Genomic DNA, 24263 nt, shown 5'->3' with positions numbered 1-24263 from the left:
CTCGTACCTGGCCGGCAGGGTAGGACGCCGGGCCAGGAGAACTGCAGACCAGCAGGCCGCGGAGTACGTAGGCTGAAGGCATGTCATCTTCCTTGTTTTCCCATGCGCCGGACCCCGAGCCGCAGCAGGCCACGGCCGCCGTCGCCGATATCGTCGAAAGCTGCGTTGTTCCCCGTGAAACGGAGGAGGCGTTCAGCGGTTTCCACGAGTACCTGCACCTGTGGTGGCCGGAAGAGTTCAGCACGTTCGGCGAGGGAATGCATCCGGAGTTCGAAGGCGGCTCCCTGACGGAAACCAGCCTCGACGAGGAGACCGCGCTGTGGGCCACGGTCCAGGAAATCAGACCGGGGGAACTGCTGGCCATGGACTGGTTCCTGGGACACAGCCCAACCACCGCCACGAGTGTTGAGCTGAAGTTTGAGCCGCAGGAAGAGGGCACCCTGGTGACGGTGCTGCACTCGGGGTTCGGCCGGCTTCCCGATGGAGAAGAGGTCCGTGAGCGGCTCGCGGGACAGTGGCGCAACGTGGTGCAACGTTACGCCCGGTTCATGGGCGCCCGGTAGCCTTCTGATATGACCACTGACGTTCTGCATGACCTTACGCTTGCCATCCCCGGCGCTTCCGTAGCGACCGATCCTGCAACCCTGGCAGCGTATGCCAAGGACCACGGTCCGGTGCAGGACCTCATCGATCCACTCGCGGTGGTCTGGGCGGAAAGCGTGGCTGACGTGCAGAACATCCTGCGCTGGGCGTCGCGCACGAACACAGCTGTTGTGCCGCGCGGAGCCGGTACCGGGGTTTCAGGCGGAGCCCACGCCACCAGGAACTGCATTGTCCTCAGCCTCGAGAGGATGAACCGGATCCTGGACATTCGGCCGGGTGATGAGCTCGCCGTCGTCGAACCCGGGGTCATCAACGCGGACCTCAATGAGGCCGTCAAAACGCATGGGCTGATGTACGCACCGGATCCGGCCAGCTACCGGATCTCCACCATAGGCGGCAACGTCGCCACCAACGCCGGCGGCCTGCGCTGCGCGAAGTACGGTGTAACGCGGGACTCGGTCCTGGCCCTGGACGTAGTGCTGGCAGACGGCACGCTGATCCGCACCGGGCATGAGACTTTCAAAGGCGTGGCGGGCTATGACCTGACGGGCCTGTTCACGGGATCGGAAGGCACACTCGGTGTCGTCGTCGGGATTACCGTCCGGCTGCGCTACCTGCCCCGTGAGGTGCGGACCGTCGCAGCTTTCTTCCCGGACTTCCGGACGGCTGCGGCCGGTGTGCTCGCCGTCGGCGCGGCACGGGTCCAGCCAGCGATCATGGAACTGCTCGACGGCGCCACGATGGCAGCGCTCGACGGCGCCCACGGCTCGGACCTCGGGACCCGCGGAGGGGCGCTGCTGCTGATCCAAACCGACGGGTTCGGCGCCGAAGCCGAAGCCGACGCGGTCCGGAGCGTCCTGTCCGGACTCGGCGGAACGGTAAGCTCCGCAGGCTCAGCCGAAGCCGAGCGGCTCGTGGAACTACGCCGGCACAGCCGCGGGGACGACGTCGACCATGAACTGCGGGTAGGGGAAGACGTAGCTGTGCCGCGCTCCCAGCTGGTGCACTACGTTGCCGAGCTCGAGCGGATGGCCCTGAGCCATGGGGTCCGGCTCAAGGTTGTTGCCCACGCGGGTGACGGCAACCTGCACCCGACGTTCTGGGTCAACACCGCGGAGGGCGCTGACGGCGCCGCGCGCCTGGCTGCTGCCCTGGACGAATCCATCACGGTTGCCCTGGGACTTGGCGGAACCATCACCGGCGAACACGGTGTCGGCCAGTTCAAGCTGCGCTGGCTCGCGCAGGAGCAGCAAGCCGAGGTGCTGGAACTCCAGCGCCGGGTCAAAGCAGTCTTTGACCCGGCAGGAATCCTGAACCCGGGCAAGGCCATCCCCGGCATCTAGCCGCCGGCCTGGTCCGGTCCGCCGGCCTGGCATGGCCGGCCTGGCACGGCCGGCCTGGCCTGGTCCGGTCCGGCCGGATCAGGAACCCGGCCGGATCAGGAACTGGACCTGCCAGGAACCTAGGCCACCCGCATCCAGACAGTCCGGTTGGGGCGGAGCCGGTTGTGCTCCATGGCGCCCGGTGAGCTCTGGTGCAGGATTTCGAACTCCGGCAGCTCTACGGCTTCGGTGCCCATGTTCATCACCACCAGCACCCCGTTGTTCACGAAGGCCACAACACCCTCGGCGTCATGCTCCGGCCACCAGGACAGCGAGCCATGGCCCAGTCCGAGTTCCTGCCGCAGCTTCAAGGCTGTTTTGTACATGTGCAGTGTGGAGTCCGGGTTGCGTTCCTGGATATCCCGGGAGTGGGTGCCCCAGAGCCCTGGCTGCGGCAGCCAGCTCTTGCCGGTGCTGCTGAACCCGTACGACGGTGCATCCGCCACCCAGGGCAGCGGCACCCGGGAGCCGTCCCGGCCCACGCGGACGCCGTCGGTCCGGTGGAACGTCGGGTCCTGGCGGTAGGAGTGCGGAATCATGGTGTGGTCCGGAAGGCCCAGTTCCTCACCCTGGTAGAGGTAGACCCCGCCGGGCAGGCCGAGCATCAGCAGCGTCGCAGCACGGGCCCGGGCCAGCCCGAGGACGTGGTCCGGCTGTGCGTCGCTGGGGCCGATCCCGTCGCCGCTGCGCAGCTGATGCCCCTGCAGCCCGAACCGGGAGACGTGGCGGACGACGTCGTGGTTGGAGAGTACCCACGTGGTGGGGGCACCGACCTTGTCGAAGGCGTTCAGCGAGGTTTCGATCGTGTGCCGCAGATCGGCGGCGTCCCAGGGGTGGTGGAGGTAGGCGAAGTTGAAGGCCTGGTGCATCTCGTCGGAACGGACCCAGTCAGTGAGCCGGTCCAGCGGATCGATGGTGGCTTCAGCGCACAGGACGCGGTCGCCGTCGTACTCATCCAGGATCTTGCGCCAGGAGCGGAAGATGTCGTGGATCCCCGCCTGGCCGAACATGGGTGCCTCGTGGCCGGGGAAGCCGTCAATGGAGGCGCCGTCGGCGCGGCCGCCCCAGTCCGGCAGGCCGGACTTCTTGATCAGGGCGTGGGCGACGTCGACGCGGAAGCCACCGACACCGCGGTCGAGCCAGAAGCGCAGGATGCGCTCGAACTCGTCCTTCACAGCCGGGTTGTCCCAGTTGAAGTCGGGCTGGGTGGAGTCGAAGAGGTGAAGGTACCACTGGCCCGGAGTGCCGTCAGGGTTAGTGACCCTGGTCCAGGCCGGTCCGCCGAAGTGGGACTGCCAGTTGTTCGGCGGGTTTTCGCCGTGCTCACCGGTGCCGTCGCGGAAGATGAACATGTCCCGGGCGGGGGAGTTCTCCGGCGCCGCGAGGGCAGCCTGGAACAGCGCATGCTGGTCGGAACAGTGGTTGGGGACCAGGTCCACGATCACCCGGATGCCGTGCTTCGCGGCGGTGGCAGCGAGGGCGTCAAAATCTTCCAAAGTGCCGAAGATGGGGTCGACGGAACAGTAGTCCGCGACGTCGTAGCCGGCATCCTTCTGCGGCGACTTGTAGAACGGGGAGAGCCAGATCGCGTCGATGTCCAGTTCGGCCAGGGCGGGAATTTCTGCCGTGATGCCGGGCAGGTCGCCAATGCCGTCGCCGCGGAGGTCGCGGAAGGAGCGGGGATAAATCTGGTAAATCACCGAGGAGCGCCACCACTGACGGTCACGTTCAGCGGAAGCCTCGTGGACCGGCACCAGCTGGAGCTCGGTTGAAGGCCGTGAGGTTTCGCGGAGGGCATTGTCCATGGACGGAATCATCCTTTTCACGCTGGTCAGGCTGCTTACGTATTGGTTAACGCCGGCTTCCCGGCACATGTGCCGATGTGTGGTGGTGATTGTTCCCACAGCTGCACGACCGGTTCGGACAGCTAGGCGTCAAGGCCTGGCATCGCACATGGAAAGGGTCGCTGACTTGGGGAAGGACCCTCACGGGCCCAGCCTAGCCGCAATTGCACAGGATAGACTGGCGGCGATCGCCGGAACAGCTGCGGCTGTCCGCCGGCCAGGTACCTAAGAACCAGTGCCCCAGGGGGAGAAGCATGCCAGAGAACCGCAACGACGACGCCGGCCAGCCGGCCGGCGAGCCCAACGGCTTCGCAGCGCCGGGACAGCCGCACGGCGAGGCGACGCCGGAAGGGCCCACGGCAGCCGGCCAGGCCGGTTCCACCGGACCGGCCCAGCCGGCCGGCGACACTCCGCCCAGCGGCGGTGCACCCACCCAGCCCCTCTATGGCGAATACAGCGGGGGCCAAAACACCGAAGGCCAGTACGGCGGGGGCCAAAACACCGAAGGCCAGTACTGCCAGCAGGCTGCTCCGCACGAGCAGCAGTACGGGCAGGGGCAGCAGCAGTCTTATGGCCAGCAGGCGGATCCGGGCCAGCCGGTTCAGGGCCAGCCGACCCCCTACGGCCAGCAGCAGTACGGTCAGCAGGCACCCTACGGCCAGCAGCAGCCTTACGGGACCCCCAACTACGGCTATCCCGGCACTTACCAGGCTCCGGCGCAGAAGCCCGGAAAGGTCATGGGAATCGTCGGCCTGGTTCTGTCCTGCCTGTTCTTCATCCCGTACGCCTCAGTGGCGGGCCTGATCCTGAGCATCATAGGCCTGGTCCAGTCCAGGAAAGCCAAGGAAAGCAACGGCCCTGCCCTGGCCGGCATCATCATCGGAGCCGTCGTGCTGGCGATCACCGTGATTGCCACCATTTTCCTCTTCGTGTTCGCCGCCGGTGCCGTGTTCGATGTGGTGGAAGTCTGCCAGGAGTACGGTCCGGGGACCCACTTCGTTGACGGTATGACCTACGAGTGCGGGGTTAATTCCACGGGGTTCGAACAGTCCCTGTAGTTTCGCGGACCAGCGGCATCATCCGCGCTGGAAACCAGCAAAGGCCGGGCCCTCGGGCCCGGCCTTTCGCATGCCCGGGGAGTTTCGTATGCCCTGGGCGTCATGCCTGCCGGAGGCTTCCGCACGCGGAAACGGGCTAGGGCTGCCCCGGTGATCCGCCGCCCTCCAGGATGCGCATGGTCTTGGTATCCGGATTGAGCAGGATCGCGGCTTCATCCCGGCGGTGCCGCAGCTCCGTGTCCAGATAGGACTGCACCGCTTCGGCGAGGCCCACGTTCCGGTTCTCCTTTTCGGAGAGGTACCAGCGGTGTTCCAGGACCTCGTGGACCACCTCTGCCTGTTCCAGTTTGCTGCCGAGCTCACGCGGCACGGACTTGACGATCGGTTCGAAGACCTGGGTCACCCAGAGGTGGGCGCTGAGCTCTTCATCCAGATCGGGATGGTTGTCGGCACGGTAGGAGTCCAGATCGTTCAGGAGCCGGCGGGCCTGGTTCTCCTGGGCATCGAGCCCGGTGAGGCGGAGCAGGCGGCGCTGGTGGTGGCCGGCGTCGACCACCTTGGGCTGCAACTGAACCTGCGAACCGTCCGGGGTGGTGCGGATGGTGAGCTCGTCGACGTCGAACCCCAACTCGTTCAGGCGGCGGATCCGGGCGTTGACGCGCCAGCGTTCGCCGAGTTCGAAGGACTCCTGCTCGGTGAGCTCTGCCCACAGGTTCCGGTAGCTTTCCATGATGCGCTCGCTGGTGGCGAGCGGATCAACGCTTTCCTCGATCAGGCCGCCCTCGGCCAGGTCCATAAGCTCGCCGGCAATGTTCACCCGGGCAATCTCAAGGTCGTACTCGCGCTGCCCGGGGGAGAGCTCCGGGTAAAGCTCCCCCGTTTCGGCGTCGACCAGGTAAGCGGCGAAAGCTCCGGCATCACGGCGGAACAGCGTGTTGGAGAGCGAAACGTCACCCCAGTAGAAGCCTGCGAGATGCAGGCGGACCAGCAGCAGCGCCTGGGCGTCGATCAGGCGGGTCAATGTCACCGCCCGCAGCGTCTGTGAAAACACAGCACGGTAGGGCAGGGAGAAGCGAAGGTGCCGGGTCACCAGCACCGGAGCGAGTTCCTCCCCGTCCTTGTCCGTGCGGCCGGTAATCACGGCCACGGGAGCAACGCAGGGGATATTGAGCCGCCGGAGCTTGCGGAGCATCTCGTACTCCTGCAGGGCCACCCGTTCGCTGGTCTCCTTGATCGCGATGAGGGAATCGCCAAGTTTGGCGAACCGGACAACGTGCCTGGAAATGCCGCGGGGGAGCGCCGCGAGGTTCTCCTTGGGCCACTCCTCCAGCGGGATGGACCAGGGGAGATCCAGCAGCGCCGGGTCCATGGAAGCGGCGGTGATATGCAGGGATCCCAGCGGCGCCTGGGCCTCATCGGTCTGGCCCCGCGGGGTAGTTCCGGGCTGCTCTCGGTCCGTGGGTTCATCGCGCTGGTTGGCGCGCGCAGCTTCAGTCATGGGCGGCATGCCTTCTGTGGGCTCTGTACTAAACCGGCGGTTTGTTAAACCGGTGCGGTGGCCTTCTCCCAGCAGTCTAGTTCAGGGAAAAGGCCACCGCACTTGCACGGAACCGCCGGGGGCCTAGGCCTCGTCCGCGAGCCGTTCTCCGGTGCTGGTGTCGAACAGGTGCACATGGCCCGGCTTCGGCCGGACAAACAGCGTGTCGCCCTTGGCCGGCGGCTTCCGGGCATCCACCCGGGCCGTGATCTCGTGTTCCTGGCCGTCCAGGAACGTGTGGCCGTACACGAAGGCATCCGCCCCGAGTTCCTCCACCACGTCGACTTCCACCTTCAGGCCCTCGCCTTCAGCGGCGATGTCCATGTCTTCGGGCCGCACTCCGAAGGTGACGGTGTTGCCTGCTGCGGCGTCGAGGATGCTCCGCGGAACCGGATACACCGTGCCGCCGAAGCTGACGCCGCCCTCGGTGACCGGCAGCTCGAGCAGGTTCATGGCGGGGGAGCCCATAAAGCCGGCGACGAACACGTTCAGCGGCTTGTCATAGAGGTTGCGCGGGGTATCAACCTGCTGCAGGATCCCGTCCTTGAGGACCGCAACCCGGTCGCCCATGGTCATGGCTTCGACCTGGTCGTGGGTGACGTAGACCGTGGTGACGCCGAGGCGGCGGGTCAGGGACGCGATCTGGGTGCGGGTCTGGACGCGCAGCTTGGCGTCCAGGTTGGAAAGGGGCTCATCCATCAGGAACACCTGCGGATTGCGCACGATGGCCCGTCCCATCGCCACCCGCTGGCGCTGCCCGCCGGAGAGTGCCTTGGGCTTGCGGTCCAGATAGTCCTCGAGGTCCAGCAGCTTTGCTGCCTCGCGGACGCGGTCCAGCCGTTCTTCCTTGGGGACGCCGGCGATCTTCAGGGCGAAGCCCATGTTGTCCGCGACGGACATGTGCGGATACAGCGCGTAGTTCTGGAAAACCATGGCGATGTCGCGGTCTTTGGGGGGAACGTCGGTGACGTCCCGGTCACCGATGAGAATGCGCCCGGAATCGACGTCTTCCAGGCCCGCCAGCATGCGCAGGGAGGTGGACTTGCCGCAGCCCGAGGGGCCAACGAGCACCAGGAATTCGCCGTCGGCGATTTCCAGGCTGAGGTTATCGACTGCGGGGCGGTCAGTGCCCGGATACAGCCTCGTAGCGTGGTCGAACGTTACCGTTGCCATGGTGTTTCCCTTCACGGGCAGGTACGTGCCCGACGATCCGTTGTGAATGGGTGGATATGTAATTTTGAAGCAGCGTGATGGACGCCCTGTGGCGTCCATCACGCTTAGTATGCCACGCCTGTAAAGAGGGCAGAAGGAATCGAGGTGGCCGGGAGGTTAATTTTCGACGGCGGCGCGGCGCAGCTGCAGCAGGTGCTCCAGCACCTCGGCGAAATCCGCGGTCGAGTCCACCCGGAAACCGGCGGCGGTGGCACCCGGCCCCACCTTGATTCCCACGTCACCGCGCTGCAGTGCAGCGAACCCGTGTTCGTCCGTGACGTCGTCGCCGGCGAACAGCACCGCCTCCGCACCGGTCAGCTCACGCAGCGCGCGGATGCCTTCGCCCTTATTGGAGTGCACCACTGACGCCTCGAGCACCCGCTTGCCGTCCGTCACCTGCACACCGTCGAGCTCGCCCAGCCGGACACGGGCGGCATCAACCGCCGCGGAGGCGACGTCGTCGGGGGCTCCCCGGGTATGCAGGACGACGCCGGCAGGCTTGTCCTCTAGCCGGCACCCCGGCGAAGCGTCCACCACGGACGCAACGGCCTGCCGGGCACGGGCCAGCAGCTCCGCCTGCTCCGGCGTGAGCTGCAGCGGCTGCGCATTGGGCCCGGTCCAGGTTTCAGCTCCATGACTGCCGACCAGCAGTGTTTCCGGCTCGGGGCTGGCCGCGTGGCGCAGGCTTGCCAGCGCCCGCCCGGAAATCAGGGCGGTTGAGGTGTGCGGCATACCAGCCAGGGCGCGGAGTGCGGCGGCTGCTTCCGGCAGCGGCCGGGCATCCTCGGCGCGTTCAACGAGCGGTGCCAGGGTGCCGTCGAAGTCCACGGCGACCAGCAGCTCGTCAGCTGTGGCCAGGGTGGCCAGGGCGGTGCGGAGCTCCATGGGGATCATCGCTGTTCACCTTCCATCCGCAGGGCGCTGAGGAAGTTCTGGGACCAGCGCTCGACGTCGTTCTGCAGGACCTGCCGCCGCATCAGGCGCATCCGGCGCTGGGCCTCGCGGGGCTGCATGCTGATCGCGTTGACGATCGCATCCTTCAGCCGGTCAATGTCGTGCGGGTTGACCAGCACGGCCTGCCGCAGCTGATCCGCGGCACCGGCGAACTCACTGAGTACCAGGGCGCCGGTGTTCTCGGTGCGGGCCGCCACGTATTCCTTGGCGACCAGGTTCATGCCGTCCCGCAGCGCGGTCACCAGCATGACGTCGGACGCCAGGTAGAGGGCAACCATTTCCTCCACCGGGTAGGAGTGGTGCAGGTAGCGGATGGCAGTGTTACTCATCGTGTCGTACGTGCCGTTGATCCGGCCCACGGTGCCTTCGACCTCTTCGCGCAGCAGCCGGTACTGCTCCACGCGCTCGCGGCTGGGGCTGGCGACCTGGATCAGGGCGGCGTCCTCCACACTGATCCGGCCGTCTTCCAGGAGCTCGCCGTAGGCCTTCAGCCGGTGGCTGATGCCCTTGGTGTAGTCCAGGCGGTCCACGCCGAGCAGGATGACTTCGGGATTACCGAGCTCGCGTCGGATCTGCTTGGAGCGCTCGATGACGTCCTCGCGCTTGGCGAGTTCGGTGATCTGATGAACATCGATGGAGATCGGGAAGGCCTCGGCACGCGAAACGTAGCTGGAGCCGTCCTCACCGGTGACGTGCACCTGCTGCTGGCGTACCGAATGCCCGGCGAACCGGCGGACGCAGCGCAGGAAGTTCGCCGTGTCGCTGGGGCGCTGGAAGCCGATCAGGTCCGCGCCGAGCAGGCCGGCGATGATGTCCTTGCGCCAGGGCAGCTGGGCGAAAATCTCCAGCGGCGGGAACGGAATGTGGTTGAAGAACCCGATCTTCAGGTCCGGGCGGAGGCTGCGCAGCAGCTGCGGCACCAGCTGCAGCTGGTAGTCCTGCACCCAGACAGTGGCACCCTCGGCGGCCACCTCGGCGGCGGCTTCAGCGAAGCGGCGGTTCACCGTGCGGTAGGAATCCCACCAGGTCCGGTGGAACTCCGGCGGGGCGATGACATCGTGATAGAGCGGCCAGAGTGTGGCGTTGGAGAAACCCTCGTAGTACAGCTCCACCTCGGAGGCGCTCAGCGGCACCGGACGCAGATGCATGTTGCCGTGGTCGAAGGGTTCCAGGGATTCGTCCGGCGCTCCATGCCAGCCAACCCACGCGCCGTCGGCCTTTGCCATCACCGGAGCGAGGGCCGTGACCAGCCCGCCGGGGGAGCGGCGCCAGGAGTCCCCGTTGCCGTCGGATACCCGGTCCACGGGCAGCCGGTTGGAGACCACAATGAAGTCGTAATCGCCGTACCCGTCCGTTGAAATCTCTGTTTTCGATTCCGCGGCAACAGCGTTCACTTTTTGCACTCCTAAGTCGACTTGTCTCTTCGCCACTCTATCCAACCGGGGAAACTTTGTACCGCCCCGAAACGTTGTCGATGGGGTGCGGGGATATCGTTGTCCCTGAAGCACTGTGTTGCCCGATGCCGCCGTGAGGGCGGCCGCTTGAGAGACATGAGGAAATATGAGTGACCGGAACCCCAAGCCGACCAAGGCTGACCGCCAAGCCGCAGCGCGCGAAAAGGCCCGTGCCCTGCGTGAGGCGCAGCTGAAGAAGGAACGCCGCAACAAGCTCCTGACACGCTGGGGCATTGTGGTCGGGATCTTCGCGGTCCTCGTGATCATCGCCGTCGTCGTCATCAACAGCGTCCGCGGCGGCATTCCGGATGCGGGCCCGGCACCTGCCAACGGCAACATTAACGGCGGCATCACCCTCACCTCCTCTTCCACATTGGAACCGACGGAGCCGCTGGAAGTGGACATCAATAACCTGCCCGAGGCAACGACCACCAACGCCGCCGGCGAAACCGTTCCCGCCGGCGTCGAAGCTGCAGCCCCGGGCGAACCCGTCCAGATCGTGGAGTACGTGGACGTCAACTGCGTGCACTGCGCCGACTTCGCCTCCACCTACGGATCCCAGATCGAATCCTGGCTCGACGCCGGCGAGGTCACCTACGAATACCGCACGGTTGCCTTCCTGGACCGCGGTTCACCCACGAACTACTCCTCACGCGGCGCCAATGCCGCTGCCTGCGTGGCTGATTCCAGCCCCGAGTCCTACTGGGGCTTTATGAAGGCGATCTTCGCGCAGTACCCGAACGGCGAAATCGACAACGCTGCGATGGTCGACATGGCCGAGGCCGCCGGTGCCACGGACGTCCAGGACTGCATCAGCAATGATGGTTTCCGCACCTACGTGAAGTACGCAGATTCCATGGCCCGCGCGGCCGAGGTAAGCGGCACCCCGACCGTCTACATCAACGGTTCCGAGGGCGACCTGAACACCTTCGTCGAGACGGTCCAGGCCGCGATCGACGCCAATAAGGCAGAGGCTGCTGCCTAGCACCACCTGATGGCCGGGGTGCCCTCCGGAACGGAACCGTGGATGGTTTCGTTCCGGAGGCCGCTCTGGGCTAATCTTGTCTAGCGCTGTTTAGTCGGTTGGTTTGTTGACCGGCGACGACGGCGCGGGGCCGGTTTACCGGCCATGCCTCCTTAGCTCAGTTGGCCAGAGCACCTGTCTTGTAAACAGGGGGTCGCCGGTTCGAATCCGGCAGGGGGCTCCACTGCTTTTCCAAACCCCTCCTGTTAGGCGTCACGCCTGAACAGGAGGGGTTTTTCCATGGGTACTGCCGGGCCGGCGGGCCGGTGTTCGGCGACACACGTTCCTCCTCTATGTAGCCTCCTGTGCCCAGCGGGGTCACACCAGTCACTCCGGTGCACAAACAGTGCGAACCCGTGCGCCAGGCAGCTGCCGAACTGCGACTGCCGTGGCAGCAGTCAGGATGAGCACCGTGATGCCGCAGATGATCAGGGCAGCTTCCGGCGAGTGCTGATCAATGAGGACCCCGGCAACTGAAGCTGACACCGCTGCGCCTAAGTTCACTGAGGTATTGATCCAGCTCGATGCCTCGGTGTGGGCTGCAGGGGCGGTCACGCTGTCCGCGGCTAAATACCCGGTGATGAGTGATGGGGCCAGGAAAAGGCCGGCTGCTATCAGGACAGCAACCATGGCGGGAGTCGAGCTGACGAGTGCCAGGAGGATGGCGCCAAGGGCCAGGAGGATGCAGAGGGCGATCAAACGGCTCCGCAGGGACGAGCGCCACGTATGCCTTCCGTAGAGAAGCCCTCCGGCAGCGCTTCCGGCGGCGAAGGCTGAGAGCAGCCAGCCGGCGAGAGCTACCGAGTTCTCCCTGTCGGCGTACGCCGGGACGGCGACTTCGATGGTGCCGAGCACAACACCGGCACCAAGGATCAGAAGCAGGATGGGCAGGAAACCCCGCTGGCGGAGAGGTTTGTCCTGCGGCGGCAACCGATGAGGGGTCCCGCGCTGCTTTCCCGAGACCGCCCCTGAAGTCATTCCGAATGTTCCGGTTACCACTGCGGCTGCAGATACCACCAGGCCGGCCAGCGGAGAGCTGGCAGCGATGACTGCTGCGATCACCACGGGGCCGGTGGTGAACGTTAGTTCCTCTGCAACCGCGTCCACGCTGTAGGCCCGGGTACGCACCGGCCCGGGAGGTGTCACCGAGGCCCAGAGCACCCGCATGGAAGCTCCAAGGGGCGGAGTGCTAACTCCGCAAGCGGCTGCCGCCAGAGCCAGGGGAAATACGGACTCCACTCCAAGGGACAGCAGATAGGCCATGAGGCACAGGCTCCCGGCATGGACCAGCGCCAGCAGGTTCAGGACCCGCCGTTGCCCCCAGCGGTCAACGAACCGGGCGCGCCAGGGGGAAGCAACCACATTGGCAAACCCGAATACTCCGGTGAGTAATCCGGCGATGGCAAACGAACCGGTGGCATCCTGGACCGCCAGGAGGAGCGCCAGCCCGACCATAGCCAGCGATAATCTGCCGATAAGGGCGGGAAGGAAAACTCTCGCTGCTCCCGGTGTCCGCAGGACCTGCAGGTAGGTAACGCGCTCAGCCACAGTTCAGTCCTCCATTCATGCTCGGGACGGAAGACCGGTTGCCGGGACGGGCGGTGGATGTTGGTGAAGAGACCTGCCATGTGGGTCCAGGCGGACGTTGGCGGGCACAGGGATGCGTACAGGGCAGGTTCATGGAGAGAGTGGTTTTCTGCGAGGGGCACTTTGAATGAAAGATCAAAATGCCGGATCCGACGGTGGCCTGGATGGGCCGGGGCACGTAAGAGAAGCCGCCCGGGCCGGTGTAGCGAAGTGCTGCGCGGGCGAGACACAGACCGTCAGATAAAGAAGGGCATAACCACACGCAGAGAGTATCAGAGGCCGCACGCGAGTTCGTCACCGGGGTGCCAGCGGCACAGTCAGCGCAGTCATCACGACAGCAGGAGAAAGTTGCGGATGCGGCGCACCTATCTCTCGATAGTCGATCTAAACTGACTGTCAATCGAGCAGGAGGGCCGTCATGGGAAAGCTGACCATCGTTGTGCTGCGCATCCTGATGGCGGGTGTGCTGGCAGGAACACTGTTCGCCCAGGCCGTTCTGGTGCCGCTGCTGGGAACTGACCTCGGCGAAGCCGGACCGGGCATTGCCGCCATCCGTGTGCCGGTGCTCGCTGTGGTGCTGCTGGGGATCATCAGCTTCCAAGTCACGCTCATCTGTGTCTGGCGGCTGCTGACCATGGTGCGGCGGGGGACAGTGTTCTCCGCCGAAGCCTTCCGCTGGGTGGACACCATCATCGGTGCCGTCGCTTCTGCCGCGGTCCTGACCGTCATTCTTGGTTCCCTCCTGGCCCCCGGGGAAGCGGTGGCCCCCGGAGTGGTCCTGCTCCTTGGCGGGACCGCGGTGACAATCGCCGGCGTCGCACTGGTTGTTGTGGTGATGCGCGCGCTGCTGGCCCAGGCAACGGCCACCGACGCCGCGGCCAGGGATCTGCGCAGCCAGCTCGACGAGGTGATCTGATGCCGATCATCGTGGACATCGATGTGATGCTTGCCCGCCGCAAGATGCCGGTCGGTGTCCTCGCCGAACGGATCGGGATCACGCCCGCCAACCTCGCGGTACTCAAGAACGGGCGGGCCAAAGCCGTCCGGTTCACCACCCTGGCCGCGCTGTGCGAGGTGCTGGACTGCCAGCCAGGGGATCTGCTCCGCTGGGTCCCGGACGACGGCGGGGATGCGGCCTTCCCTGGTCAGGCGCGCCCGCAGACCGCGGCATCCGGCTTCGATCCGCAGGCGGCCCGCGGCCGGGCTTAGGTCCGCCGGGTCACCCGGCTGCGGACTGCCGCCCCGGCGCAGACCACAATCACCACCGCCCCGATCCCGTTCGCCAGCGTAAACGCTTCACCGAGCAGGAGCGCTGCCCATGCCAGGGTGAGGAACGGCTGCACCAGCTGGATCTGGGAAATCGCGGAAATGGGCCCGATCCCCAATCCCCGGTACCAGGCGAAGAAGCCCAGGAACATGCTGATGACGGCCAGGTACGCGAATGCCAGCCACGCGGCCGGCGAAGCGTCTGGGGAGCCGGCGGACAGCCCCATGCCGGTGGGAATCAGCATGGCCGGAAGAGCCAGTACCAGCGCCCAGCAGATGGTCTGCCATGCGCCGAGTTCCCTGGCCAGCAGGCCGCCCTCGGCATAGCCAAAAGCCGCGAGCACGACGGCGCCGAGCAGGAGGAGATCCCCCGCGCCCAGTCCGCTGAACCCGCCGGCATCGAGCAGGACGAACCCCACGGCAGCGCTGGCGCCGGCCAGCGAGGCCACCCAGAACCGCACTGAGGGACGTTCACCCGCGCGTAAAACAGCGGCAACTGCGGTGGCAGCGGGAAGCAAGCCAATCACCACCGCCCCGTGGGAGGCAGGAACGCTCTGCAGCGCGAAGGAAGTCAGCAGCGGAAAGCCCGCCACCACCCCGGTGGCCACAATGGCCAGGCGCCACCACTGGGATGCGTTGGGCCTGGACGAGCGGGTGGCCAGCAGCACGGATGCCGCGAGGAGCGCCGCTATGACCGCGCGCCCGCCGCCGACGAGCAGCGGGTCCAGGTCCTCCACCGCAACACGGGTAAACGGCAGGGTAAAGGAGAATGCGAGCACTCCCAGGAAGCCAAACAGCGGCCCTTGGGGAATGCGGGCACGGCCGCCGGGCCGTACGTTGCGGCCGGATAACGGTGGCGCAAGTAGGTGAGTAGCGCTATTGTTAGTCTTCACTATTCAGAGTAGCAATATGTCTGCCTGATGGAAATCCCTCAATGACGAACTGAAGGCGGTAGGCCGGTGTCGGAACTGGAAACGGAGTCTGCCTCTCCGGCGGGTCTGGAAGCCGAGCTGCGCCGGTTCACCGGTTCCCACCCGGCGGGAAGCCGGCTGCCGACCACACGTGAGCTGGTTGCGCGGTATTCCGCCAGCCCGGTGACCGTGCAGCGGGTGATCCGCCGGCTGGCTTCGGAGGGCCTGGTGGAGACCCGTCCGGGTGCCGGGAACTTCGTGGCCCGCCGCACCGCCGTGCGGCACGCCGATTTCGCCTGGCAGACTACGGCGCTGGGTCCGGCACGTACACCACCCAACCCCGTCGGGGCGACTCTTCAGCCGACGCCCGAAGGCAGCATCGCGCTGCAAAGCGGTTATCCGATGGAGGATCTGCTGCCGGCCAGGCTGGTCCGCTCAGCCCTGGGACGCACGGCCCGGGGCGGGGCAGCGGTGGAGCGGGTTGATCCAGCGGGGCTGCCCGCGCTCCGGCGCTGGTTTGCCGGCGAGCTGACCCGGTCCAAGGCTGATGCGGCCCCGGTCAGCGCCGAGGACGTGCTCATCACCCCCGGAGGGCAGAGCGCCCTGGCCTCGGTCTTCCGTGCGCTGGCTGGCCCGGGGGACGCCGTCGTGATGGAATCACCCACCTACTGGGGTGCCATAGCCGCGGCCCGCCAGGCGGGGCTGCGGATCGTTCCGGTGGCGCGGGGCGCCCGGGCGCCGCTGGCCAGCGACCTGGAGGAAGCCCTGGCCACGAGCGGCGCCCGGATCTTCTACGCGCAGCCGCATTTCGCCAATCCCACCGGGACGCTGTGGAATGCGGAAGACCGTGCCGCCGTCATGGACCTCATGCGTGCCCGCGGAACCTATCTGGTCGAAGACGACTGGGCCCGTGACTTCTGCATTGATGCCGATCCAGCCCCGCTGGCCGCGGATGACCCGGACGGGCACGTGGTGTATATCCGTTCGCTGACCAAGAGCATTTCGCCTGCTGTCCGGGTTGCGGCACTGGTGGCGAGGGGGCCGGCGCGGGCCCGGCTGCAGACCGACCGTACGGTGGATGACCTGTACGTCAGCGGAGTGCTGCAAACCACCGCCGTCGACGTGCTGACTTCGACCGGCTGGGACAGCCACCGTTCCCGGCTGCGGACAGAACTGCGGACCCGGCGTGACGAACTGGCCCGGCAGATCAGCACGCACCTCGGGGCGGACGCCCTCACTCTGCTGCCCCAAGGCGGACTCAATCTCTGGGTCCAGCTTCCCGACGGCACGGACAGTGCTGCGCTCGCTGCCAGGGCCCGCTCGGCCGGCGTCCTGGTTGCGCCGGGCACTGACTGGTTTCCCACGGAATCGGCGGGCTCCTTCCTCCGCCTGAACTACGCCGGCGCCCACCCGCACCAGTTCGGCCCCGCGCTGCGGACGATTGCCTCGGTGTTCGACGCCGGTACTTCGCCAGCCAGCGCAGCAGCTATGCCGTAGTCAGGGTTTAGGCCAAAGCTGCGTGGACGGTGGGGGCCGCGGTGAAGGCCGCTGCCGCAGCCAGCTCCAGGGTTTGGCCACCTGTTCACCCGTCACCGGCAGTCTCCGCGCAGCGTCGAAAAGCTAGCGGCCGCCCCGCTGGCTCTCGCGTTCAGCGCTGTCGAGAATTGCCGCCACCCCGGCGTTGAACGCCAGGAGGGAGTCCAGGTTCCCCAGGCCGGCGTGGTGCTTCTCGAGCAGGGGGTAGCCGGACAGCCGGGCAAATACCCCCGGGCTCAGCCACGGGTCGTGGCCGCCGGAATCCGGCAGCCGCTGGACCTCCGCCGAGATCCCGGTGCCGAGTGCCAGGGTGTAGCTCTCCAGGGCGGCGTAGTAATGCACCACCCGGTCATCCGGCAGCCCGGCGTCCGTGAGGCACTGCAGGACAAATTCGATGGCCTGCAGTTCGCCGGGGCCGTAGGTGTCCGTGGCAAAGGACTCGCTGCCCAATGCCGGGTGTTCCATAAACGCGTTCAGGAGTTCGCGGCCGTACAGCTCCAGCCGGGTCCGCCAGGGCGCGCCGGTTCCCGCCGCGGCCAGTGTGCGCTGCAGGGACAGGGCAAACAGCCGGTCCAGCGCCGCGCGCACAATGGCGTCCCGGTTTTTGAAATGCCGGTAGACCGCGGTGGCATCCGCATCGAGCTCCTGCCCCAGCCGGCGGACGGTCAGGCGCTCGCCGGGGTCCTGCCGGGCCAGGCGCAGGACAGCGTCAACGATGGTTCCGGGGTCCAGCCGGTTGCGGCGGTCCGGTGGAGGGGCAGTTTGTGCCATCTTTTCTGCCGCCTTCCAACGGATCCGGGTTTATCCCCAAGGTACATGATTCAAGGGGGCTGCAGCCTGCGTCAATGTTGATGTCATCATTGATGTCAACACTGTTGACCAAATGTGATCCGCGCCATATCGTGGCTGGCAGGACTCGTTATTTGCAACGAAAGGACACCTTGGTGCACGCGGAGACTCTCCTTGAAAACGGCTGGGTATACAGCGGCAACGATGCCGCCCCCGTCCAAGCCAGCCTGGCCATAGCCGGCGGACGTATTCTCGCTGTCGGCACCGGGGACGTTATTGACGCCGTCGTGGGACCGGATACGCAGCGCGTCGACCTGCGGGGGCAGCTGGTGGTCCCCGGATTCCAGGACGCCCACATCCACCCCGTTTTCGCCGGAATCGAGATGCTCCAGTGCGACTTGACGGGGGTTGAATCGGCGGACGAAGCACTGGCGGTCATCGGACGGTACGCGGAGGAGAACCCGGACGAGCCGTGGATCCTTGGCGCGGGCTGGTCCATGGACCTTTTCCCGGGCGGAACACCGCTGCGGCAGCAGCTCGACGCCGTGGTCCCCGGCCGGCCGGTCTTCCTCCAGAACCGCGACCACCACGGGGCCTGGGCCAACACGGCAGCCTTCGAAGCCGCCGGGATCACCGCCGGGACCCCCGATCCGGACGGCGGCCGGTTTGAACGCGAGCCCGACGGTACTCCCGCCGGAACCGTCCACGAGGGAGCGGCGGACCTGTTTAACCACGTCAAGCCGGCGGTGCCGTACGAGCTCGCTTACCAGGGCCTGCTGGCCGCTCAGCAGGTCCTGCTGGCACAGGGCATCACCGCCTGGCAGGATGCCTGGGTGCCCATCCCCGAGGGCGGGCATGCCGACAACCTCAAGGTCTACATGGACGCTGCCAGGGCGGGGGACCTGCTGGTGCGGGTCACTGCCTGCCAGTGGTGGGACCGGACCGCCGGGATCGGGCAGCTGGAGGAGATCGTGGAGCGCCGCGATCTGGTGGCCGCTGGCTTCGATCCGAGCCGGCTGAACGCGAACTCGGTCAAGGTCATGGTGGACGGTGTCGCCGAAAACTACACCGCCGCCATGCATCACGTTTATCTGGACCACCACGGGCACCACACAGAGAACCGCGGCATTGAGTTCTTCGACCCGGCCGAGATGAAGGAATTCGTCACCGCGATCGACGCCGCCGGCATGCAGGTCCACTTCCACGCGCTCGGCGACCGGGCCGTGACCGACGCGCTGGACGCCGTGGAAGCAGCCCGGGAGGTCAACGGGCCGAACGACAACCGGCATCATCTGGCGCACCTGCAGGTGGTCCGGTCTGAGGACACCCGGCGTTTTGCGCCGCTGAACGCAGCGGCGAACGTCCAGGCACTCTGGGCCTGCCACGAGGAGCAGATGGACACGCTCACCCTGCCGTTCCTGGAGCCAGGCGCCGAGGGCCGGCACTACCCTTTCGGTGAGCTTGCAGCCGAGGGTGCCCGTCTGGTGGCGGGCAGCGACTGGCCGGTCTCCACCGCGGATCCCGTGGCCGCTATCCACGTGGCGGTCAACCGGGCAGCCCCGGACTCCGGCCTGCCGCCCCTCGGCCCGGAGTCCCAGAAGCTCAGCCTCAAGCAGATCCTGGACGCCTACACCCAGGGCTCCGCCTGGATCAACCACCTGGATGACCAGACGGGAACCCTGGAACCGGGGAAGCTGGCGGACCTGGCCGTTCTGGACGGCAATCTTTTCGGGCTCGACGCCGGGGACCTGCACCGTGCGGCCGTCACCCAGACCTGGATCGGCGGGGAGTGCGTGTACCAGCGCCCGTCTGAAGAGTCCGCAGCGGCCGCAGAACCCGCTGCGAACCGAGAAGCCGGGGTGCTGAAATGACGGCAGTAACAGGTGGTTACCGGCGGAGCCGGTCCCGTTTCGCCGCGGCAGGTGCCGCCGCCGTCGTCGTCGGAGTGGTCCTCAGCGGCTGTTCCGGTGGCAGCCAGGGCGCGGATGCGAACCAGGACGGGGAGAAGTTCACGCTGAGCGCCTCCAGCCCGTCGCCGGGTACGGAGATCGATAACGTCAACTGGGGCATGTACGCGGAGCCCTTCTCCCTTGATTACGCCTATGCCTTCGATTATCCGGATAACACCGTGCTCTCGAACGTCTGCGAGTCATTGTTCCGCTGGAACGCTGACCTCACGACGTCCCCGGGGCTGGCGACCGGTGTCGAGAACCCGGATCCGCTGACCTGGATCTACACCATCCGGGAGGGGGTGAAGTTCCACGACGGCACGGAGATGACAGCCGCAGACGTTGTGGCCTCGATGCTGCGCCACGTATCCCCTGAGGTGGGGTCCTTCTGGGCTTCCTCCTACCAGAACGTGGAATCGATCGAACAGACCGGCGACTATGAGGTCACCGTGACGATGCTCCAGCCGGACTATCTGTTCAACGCCTCGCTGGTGGGCGCTCCCGGGGTGGTGGCATCGGCCAAAACACTGGAGGAAGCGGGCCCGGACTACGGCAACTCCAGCACTGGCGTGAACTGCACCGGTCCGTTCCAGTTCGAGAGCTGGGAACCGGGGGAGAGCATCACGCTTGGCCGGTTCGAGGACTACTGGGATCAGGATCTGGCAGCGAAAGCCGGGCAGATCACCTTCCGGATGCTGCCGGACGCCAACGCCCGGACGAATGCCTTCCAGACCGGCGAGCTCGACGGCGGGTTCATGATCCCCTCCAACGCCATTGACATCCTGCGCGCCAACACAGACGCAGGCGACCTGTACTTCGGCACCGACAGCTCCGTCCAGAGCATGGTCTTCACCGACCTTGAAGGCACGTTCAAGGACGTGCGGGTCCGCCAGGCACTGATGATGGCCATCAACCGTCCCGCCCTGATCGACGCCGCGGAACAGGGCTACGCCACCGAGACCGATGCCCTGACCACACGCAATGTCTGGAACGAAGCTTCGCCGGAGATCGTCGACGAGGCCTTCGACGCGCTGCCGTCCATGCCATACGACCTGGAGGAGGCCCGGCGGCTGGTCCGGGAGGCCGGAGCCGAGGGCAGCAAATTCGTCTTCGCGACCGCCTCGATCAACGCCGCCATGGACATCTCCGTCCGGGCCATCGCCTCGGCGGCGAAGGAAATTGGCCTGGACCCCGAGATTCAGACCATGTCCAACGACAAATACACCACCCTGTTCTCCGATCCGGAGGCCCGGGTTGGCGTGGACCTGCTGATTACCTCCTGGTATCTCTCCGCCAATGAGCCGCTGGAGATGTACAGCGTCCTCCGGACCGGCGACTTCAGCAACTACGGCGGCTGGAACAACCCGGAGTTCGACGGCCTGGTCAATTCCGCCTTCGCGGTCCAGGATCCCGACGAACGGGCACGGGTCACCGCCGAAGCGGCCCAGCTCGCCGCGGAGGAAGTCGTCTGGGGCCCGCTCTACGAAACCGTCACCACCATGTGGCTGGGCAACCGCATCACCGGTGCGGACCCGTCCATCAACTACATGTACTTCCCGTGGGCAGCCAAGATAGGGGGTCGCTGACATGACCACTGCAGTTCAGGCACCATCCGTTGCAGGTGCGCCGGGGCCAGCTCCCGCGCATAAGGCCAAAGGCCGGGCCAGCCGGCCGCTCATCTACATCCTGCAGAAACTCCTGGTCCTCGCGCTCACGCTGTTCGCAGCCTCGCTGGCCGTGTTCTTCTCCCGCTTCCTGGTTCCCGGCGATCCGGCGCGCTTCCTGCTCAGGGGCCGCAGCCCGAACCCCGATGCCCTGGCGGAGATCACCCGCCAGTACGGATTGGATAAACCCGCGTGGGAACAGTACCTGAACTGGCTCGGCGGCATCTTCCAGGGTGACTGGGGACGCTCCCTGACCTACCGCCAGGACGTCTCTGAGGTCCTCCTGAGCCGCCTGCCCACCACACTGCAGCTGGTGGCGCTGGCAGCCGTGTTCATCACCGTGCTTGGGCTGCTGGCCGGAATTGTGGCCAGCCTGAACAAGGGCTTCGGCGACCGCTTTATCCTCATCACGCTGACCGCCGCCGGCGCCGTACCGCCGTTTGTGGCAGCCATCGCCCTGGTCGCCCTGTTTTCCGTCGGACTGGGCTGGTTCCCCTCCTTCGGGAGCGGCGACGCCGGCTGGGACCGAATATGGCATCTGACCCTGCCCGCGCTGGCGCTGGGGATCACCTATATTGCCATGGTGGCGCGGGTGACCCGCTCCTCCATGAATGAGCAGCTGGTCCGTGAGCACGTGGAAGTGGCTACCAGCCGCGGCCTCAGCCGCGGGGCAGTCGTGGGACGGCACGTGCTGCGCAACGCCCTGGGCCCCATCCTGACCGTCAGCGGTGTGCTGGTGGCCGGCCTGCTGGTGTCCAGCGCCATCATTGAGCGGACCTTCGGACTCGCCGGGATCGGTCAGCTGCTCGTGCAGTCGATTGACCGTCTGGACTTCTCCGTCGTCCAGGCCATCGTGATGGTTGTTGTGGCGGCCTTTGTCCTGGTCAACACCCTGGTGGACCTCATCCAGCCCCTTATCGATCCGCGTATCGCGGCCGGAACGGAGACCCGATGACCCTGACGCTCCGCCTGCCTCAGCAGGCAGGCCTAGGCCGCTATGGGCAGTACCTCTCACCCCTGGGCTGGGCCGCGGCGGTTTTCTCCGCCCTGGTGGTTCTCCTGGCGGTATTCGCTCCCGTCCTGGCACCCTATGACCCGGACTACGTCGACCTGAACAACGTGCTCGCCGGTCCGGGAGCCGGGCACCTGCTCGGCACCGACGCGCTGGGCCGTGACCTCCTGAGCCGCCTCATGCACGGCGGCCGGACCTCCCTGCTGGGACCGGCAATCGTGATGGTGGCATCCACCGTCCTGGGCCTGCTCCTGGGACTGGCCGCCGGCTGGTCCCGGGGATGGCTGGGCAAGCTGCTCAGCCGGGTTTTCGACCTGCTTTTTGCCTTCCCCGCGCTGCTGCTGGCCATGCTGGCAATCGCCCTGTTCGGCAAGGGACTCACCGCGCCGATTATCGCGATGACCATCGCCTACGTTCCCTACGTGGCCCGCCTGACCCAGTCGCTCGTGACTGCCGAACGCAGCCGCCCCTATGTCCAGGCGTACCAGGTGCTCGGGTTCCGGACACCGTGGGTGGTCCTGGGCAGGGTCCTGCCCAACCTCATTCCCACCGTCGGCGCCCAATCCACGCTCAACTTCGGCTACGTGCTGGCCGACCTCGCAGCACTCTCCTTCATTGGGCTGGGCATCCAGCCGCCCACCAGTGACTGGGGCGCCATGATCGAGGAATCCCGGGGCGCACTGTTGGGCGGACATCTGCTGCCGGCCTTCTGGCCTGCCCTGGTGATCGTCCTGGTGGTGGTGGCCGTAAACATCATCGGCGAGGAACTTTCAGACCGAATCGGAGGAAAACTCGCATGAGCAGGCTTTTGGAGATCCAGGACCTCACCCTCGGCTTCCCGGACAAGGCACCGCTGCTGGACCGGGTCTCGCTTCATGTGGACGACGGCGAGGCCGTCGCCCTGGTGGGAGAGTCCGGATCCGGCAAGTCGCTGACCATCAGGGCAGCGCTGGGACTCCTCCCGGAGCGGGCCCAGGTATCCGGTACGGTTTCCGTCCGCGGGCTGGACACGCTGACCGCCGGCAGGCAGCGCCTGATGGACCTGCGCCGCAAAGACGCGTCCATGATCTTCCAGGACCCCCGGGCCGGGATCAACCCGGTCCGCACCGTGGGGGATTTCCTGGGCGAGACACTGCGTTTCCAGGGACTCTCCCGCGCTGAAGCAGCGCAGCGCTCGGTCGCCGCCCTCGAACAGGTCGGGCTGCGCCGGGCCAAGGAACTCACCGGCCAGCACCCGCACCAGCTCTCCGGCGGCATGCTCCAGCGCGTGATGATTGCTGCCGCGCTGCTGAACTCCCCGAAGCTGCTGCTCTGCGATGAACCCACCACGGCGCTGGACGTTACCACCCAGGCCGGCATTGTGAGCCTGCTGCGCGAACAGCAGCAGGCCCGGGGCATGGGCATGCTTTTTATCACCCACGACCTGAACCTCGCCGCCAGCCTCTGCGAACGCGTCTACGTGCTGCGGAACGGCCGGGTCGTGGAACAGGGTGCCACCCAGGAAGTCTTCCTGGCCCCGCAGCAGGACTACACGCGGCAGCTGGTCAACGCCACACCCGTCATCGACCTGGACGAGATCCCCGCACCGGCCGCCGTGATTGGCGTCCAGCCGCTGCTTGAGGCCAAGGGGCTTTCCAAGCGCTACGAACTGGCACGCGGCGAAATCCTCACCGCACTGGACGATGCCGCTTTCAGCCTGCCGGAGGGCGGCTCGCTCGGCGTGGTGGGGGAGTCGGGCTCCGGGAAGTCAACGCTCGCCCGGCTGGTTGTAGCGCTGGAAACAGCCACCGAAGGTGACCTCACGCTTGGCGGGAACCTGCGGCCGCAGCGCCGGCTGGCGGCCGCGGAACGGAAAGTCCTCGCCAAGGACGTCCAGATTGTCTTCCAGGACCCGTACCTTTCCCTGGACCCACGCATTCCGGTCGGCAAGGCCGTCGCGGATGTCTTCCGCCTGCACCAGCAGCAAGGCCGCCACGAGGCCCTGGCCAGTGCGCGGGAACTGCTGGGGCGGGTGGGAATCGCCGAAGAACGCTGTGACGCATTGCCGCGCGCACTCTCCGGCGGTCAGCGCCAGCGGGTTGCCCTCGCCAAAGCGCTCGCCGCCCGTCCCCGGCTGCTGGTCCTTGACGAGGCAACCAGCGCACTGGACGTTTCGGTCCAGGCCCAGGTGCTTGATCTGGTGGAGGAACTCCGCGGCCAGTTCGGCCTGACCATTCTGTTTGTCACCCACGACCTGGCAGTCGTTTCCCGGCTCTGCGACAACGTCCTGGTGATGCACCAGGGCCGGATCGTTGAACAGGGGCCAACCGCCCGCATTCTTGAGGATCCCGGCGAAGAATACACCCGGAACCTCATCGGCTCGCGTCCCCGCCCGCTGTGGGACGAGGAGCCGGCCACGGCCTGATCCAGCGAGGATCAGGCAGTGTGCCACAAACGGCGGCAGCCCCTGCCGCCGAACCATCCGGGCGCGGTTCCCGCCGC

Annotated in this window: 20 protein-coding genes and 1 tRNA gene; 13 read left to right on the top strand and 8 right to left on the bottom strand. The window is 66.5% G+C overall.

Going from position 1 to position 24263, the window contains the following annotated elements; genetic code table 11:
* Window positions 1-80 precede the first annotated feature (80 nt).
* Both AL3_RS13725 and AL3_RS13720 read left to right on the top strand, forming a co-directional pair.
* On the top strand, window positions 81-563 hold the full coding sequence (locus AL3_RS13725; RefSeq protein ID WP_083521741.1) for an SRPBCC domain-containing protein: 483 nt from the start codon (window positions 81-83) through the stop codon (window positions 561-563).
* 9 nt (window positions 564-572) lie between these two features.
* A complete protein-coding gene (locus AL3_RS13720; protein WP_083521740.1) occupies window positions 573-1946 on the top strand; it encodes an FAD-binding oxidoreductase in 1374 nt (457 codons plus the stop codon).
* A 119-nt stretch (window positions 1947-2065) separates the two neighbouring features.
* On the opposite strand, the gene AL3_RS13715 is transcribed toward AL3_RS13720, so the two are convergent.
* Window positions 2066-3790, bottom strand: coding sequence for a glycoside hydrolase family 13 protein (locus tag AL3_RS13715; RefSeq protein WP_174522148.1), 1725 nt, complete (start codon window positions 3788-3790; stop codon window positions 2066-2068).
* A 293-nt stretch (window positions 3791-4083) separates the two neighbouring features.
* Between AL3_RS13715 and AL3_RS13710 the strand changes: the two genes are divergently transcribed.
* Window positions 4084-4887, top strand: coding sequence for a DUF4190 domain-containing protein (locus AL3_RS13710; protein ID WP_066301974.1), 804 nt, complete (start codon window positions 4084-4086; stop codon window positions 4885-4887).
* 136 nt (window positions 4888-5023) lie between these two features.
* Here AL3_RS13710 and AL3_RS13705 read toward each other — a convergent pair whose 3' ends face one another.
* The 4 genes from AL3_RS13705 to AL3_RS13690 all read right to left on the bottom strand — a co-directional run bounded on the left by AL3_RS13705 (window position 5024) and on the right by AL3_RS13690 (window position 9984).
* The gene (locus AL3_RS13705) at window positions 5024-6385 is read right to left on the bottom strand and encodes a DUF4032 domain-containing protein (RefSeq protein WP_066301973.1); all 1362 of its coding nucleotides are present in this window, start codon (window positions 6383-6385) and stop codon (window positions 5024-5026) included.
* 123 nt (window positions 6386-6508) lie between these two features.
* Entirely contained in the window at window positions 6509-7597 is a 1089-nt protein-coding gene (locus AL3_RS13700; protein WP_066301972.1) for an ABC transporter ATP-binding protein, read from the bottom strand.
* A 156-nt stretch (window positions 7598-7753) separates the two neighbouring features.
* Window positions 7754-8530, bottom strand: a complete 777-nt coding sequence (otsB, locus tag AL3_RS13695) for a trehalose-phosphatase (RefSeq protein ID WP_066301970.1) — start codon at window positions 8528-8530, stop codon at window positions 7754-7756.
* A complete protein-coding gene (locus AL3_RS13690) occupies window positions 8527-9984 on the bottom strand; it encodes an alpha,alpha-trehalose-phosphate synthase (UDP-forming) (RefSeq protein ID WP_066301968.1) in 1458 nt (485 codons plus the stop codon). Before AL3_RS13690 ends, otsB begins: the two co-directional genes overlap by 4 nt.
* Before the next feature lie 166 nt (window positions 9985-10150).
* Here AL3_RS13690 and AL3_RS13685 point away from each other — a divergent pair, with 166 nt between their 5' ends.
* Complete coding sequence (locus tag AL3_RS13685) at window positions 10151-11029, top strand: DsbA family protein (RefSeq protein ID WP_066301966.1); 879 nt, start codon at window positions 10151-10153, stop codon at window positions 11027-11029.
* A 146-nt stretch (window positions 11030-11175) separates the two neighbouring features.
* Window positions 11176-11252, top strand: a tRNA-Thr gene (locus tag AL3_RS13680).
* 143 nt (window positions 11253-11395) lie between these two features.
* On the opposite strand, the gene AL3_RS13675 is transcribed toward AL3_RS13680, so the two are convergent.
* On the bottom strand, window positions 11396-12616 hold the full coding sequence (locus AL3_RS13675; protein WP_151724051.1) for an MFS transporter: 1221 nt from the start codon (window positions 12614-12616) through the stop codon (window positions 11396-11398).
* A gap of 457 nt (window positions 12617-13073) precedes the next feature.
* Here AL3_RS13675 and AL3_RS13670 point away from each other — a divergent pair, with 457 nt between their 5' ends.
* Both AL3_RS13670 and AL3_RS13665 read left to right on the top strand, forming a co-directional pair.
* The gene (locus tag AL3_RS13670) at window positions 13074-13571 is read left to right on the top strand and encodes a DUF2975 domain-containing protein (RefSeq protein WP_066301963.1); all 498 of its coding nucleotides are present in this window, start codon (window positions 13074-13076) and stop codon (window positions 13569-13571) included.
* The gene (locus AL3_RS13665) at window positions 13571-13864 is read left to right on the top strand and encodes a helix-turn-helix domain-containing protein (RefSeq protein WP_066301961.1); all 294 of its coding nucleotides are present in this window, start codon (window positions 13571-13573) and stop codon (window positions 13862-13864) included. The genes AL3_RS13670 and AL3_RS13665 overlap by 1 nt, the downstream gene beginning before the upstream one ends.
* Here AL3_RS13665 and AL3_RS13660 read toward each other — a convergent pair.
* Window positions 13861-14700: a DMT family transporter gene (locus AL3_RS13660; protein WP_066301956.1), complete on the bottom strand. Its 840-nt coding sequence runs from the start codon at window positions 14698-14700 to the stop codon at window positions 13861-13863. The two genes, AL3_RS13665 and AL3_RS13660, sit on opposite strands and share 4 nt — an antisense overlap.
* Window positions 14701-14880: 180 nt before the next feature.
* Between AL3_RS13660 and AL3_RS13655 the strand changes: the two genes are divergently transcribed.
* Window positions 14881-16329, top strand: a complete 1449-nt coding sequence (locus tag AL3_RS13655) for an aminotransferase-like domain-containing protein (protein ID WP_246168696.1) — start codon at window positions 14881-14883, stop codon at window positions 16327-16329.
* A gap of 123 nt (window positions 16330-16452) precedes the next feature.
* On the opposite strand, the gene AL3_RS13650 is transcribed toward AL3_RS13655, so the two are convergent.
* Complete coding sequence (locus AL3_RS13650) at window positions 16453-17139, bottom strand: TetR/AcrR family transcriptional regulator (protein WP_066301954.1); 687 nt, start codon at window positions 17137-17139, stop codon at window positions 16453-16455.
* Between the two features lie 173 nt (window positions 17140-17312).
* Here AL3_RS13650 and AL3_RS13645 point away from each other — a divergent pair, with 173 nt between their 5' ends.
* Genes AL3_RS13645 through AL3_RS13625 form a run of 5 tightly spaced genes read left to right on the top strand, consistent with a single transcriptional unit; the run spans window position 17313 to window position 24186 of the window.
* On the top strand, window positions 17313-19028 hold the full coding sequence (locus AL3_RS13645; RefSeq protein ID WP_066302045.1) for an amidohydrolase: 1716 nt from the start codon (window positions 17313-17315) through the stop codon (window positions 19026-19028).
* Complete coding sequence (locus tag AL3_RS13640; protein ID WP_066301952.1) at window positions 19025-20692, top strand: ABC transporter substrate-binding protein; 1668 nt, start codon at window positions 19025-19027, stop codon at window positions 20690-20692. The genes AL3_RS13645 and AL3_RS13640 overlap by 4 nt, the downstream gene beginning before the upstream one ends.
* 1 nt (window position 20693) lies before the next feature.
* Window positions 20694-21725, top strand: a complete 1032-nt coding sequence (locus AL3_RS13635; protein ID WP_066301949.1) for an ABC transporter permease — start codon at window positions 20694-20696, stop codon at window positions 21723-21725.
* The gene (locus AL3_RS13630) at window positions 21722-22582 is read left to right on the top strand and encodes an ABC transporter permease (protein WP_066301946.1); all 861 of its coding nucleotides are present in this window, start codon (window positions 21722-21724) and stop codon (window positions 22580-22582) included. The genes AL3_RS13635 and AL3_RS13630 overlap by 4 nt, the downstream gene beginning before the upstream one ends.
* Entirely contained in the window at window positions 22579-24186 is a 1608-nt protein-coding gene (locus tag AL3_RS13625; protein ID WP_066301945.1) for a dipeptide ABC transporter ATP-binding protein, read from the top strand. The genes AL3_RS13630 and AL3_RS13625 overlap by 4 nt, the downstream gene beginning before the upstream one ends.
* Window positions 24187-24263 lie beyond the last annotated feature (77 nt).

It is taken from the genome of Arthrobacter luteolus NBRC 107841 (assembly GCF_001552075.1).
Taxonomy (GTDB): domain Bacteria; phylum Actinomycetota; class Actinomycetes; order Actinomycetales; family Micrococcaceae; genus Arthrobacter_B; species Arthrobacter_B luteolus.
Note: the sequence above shows the minus strand (reverse complement) of the source record. Positions and strands in the feature narration are given on the sequence as shown.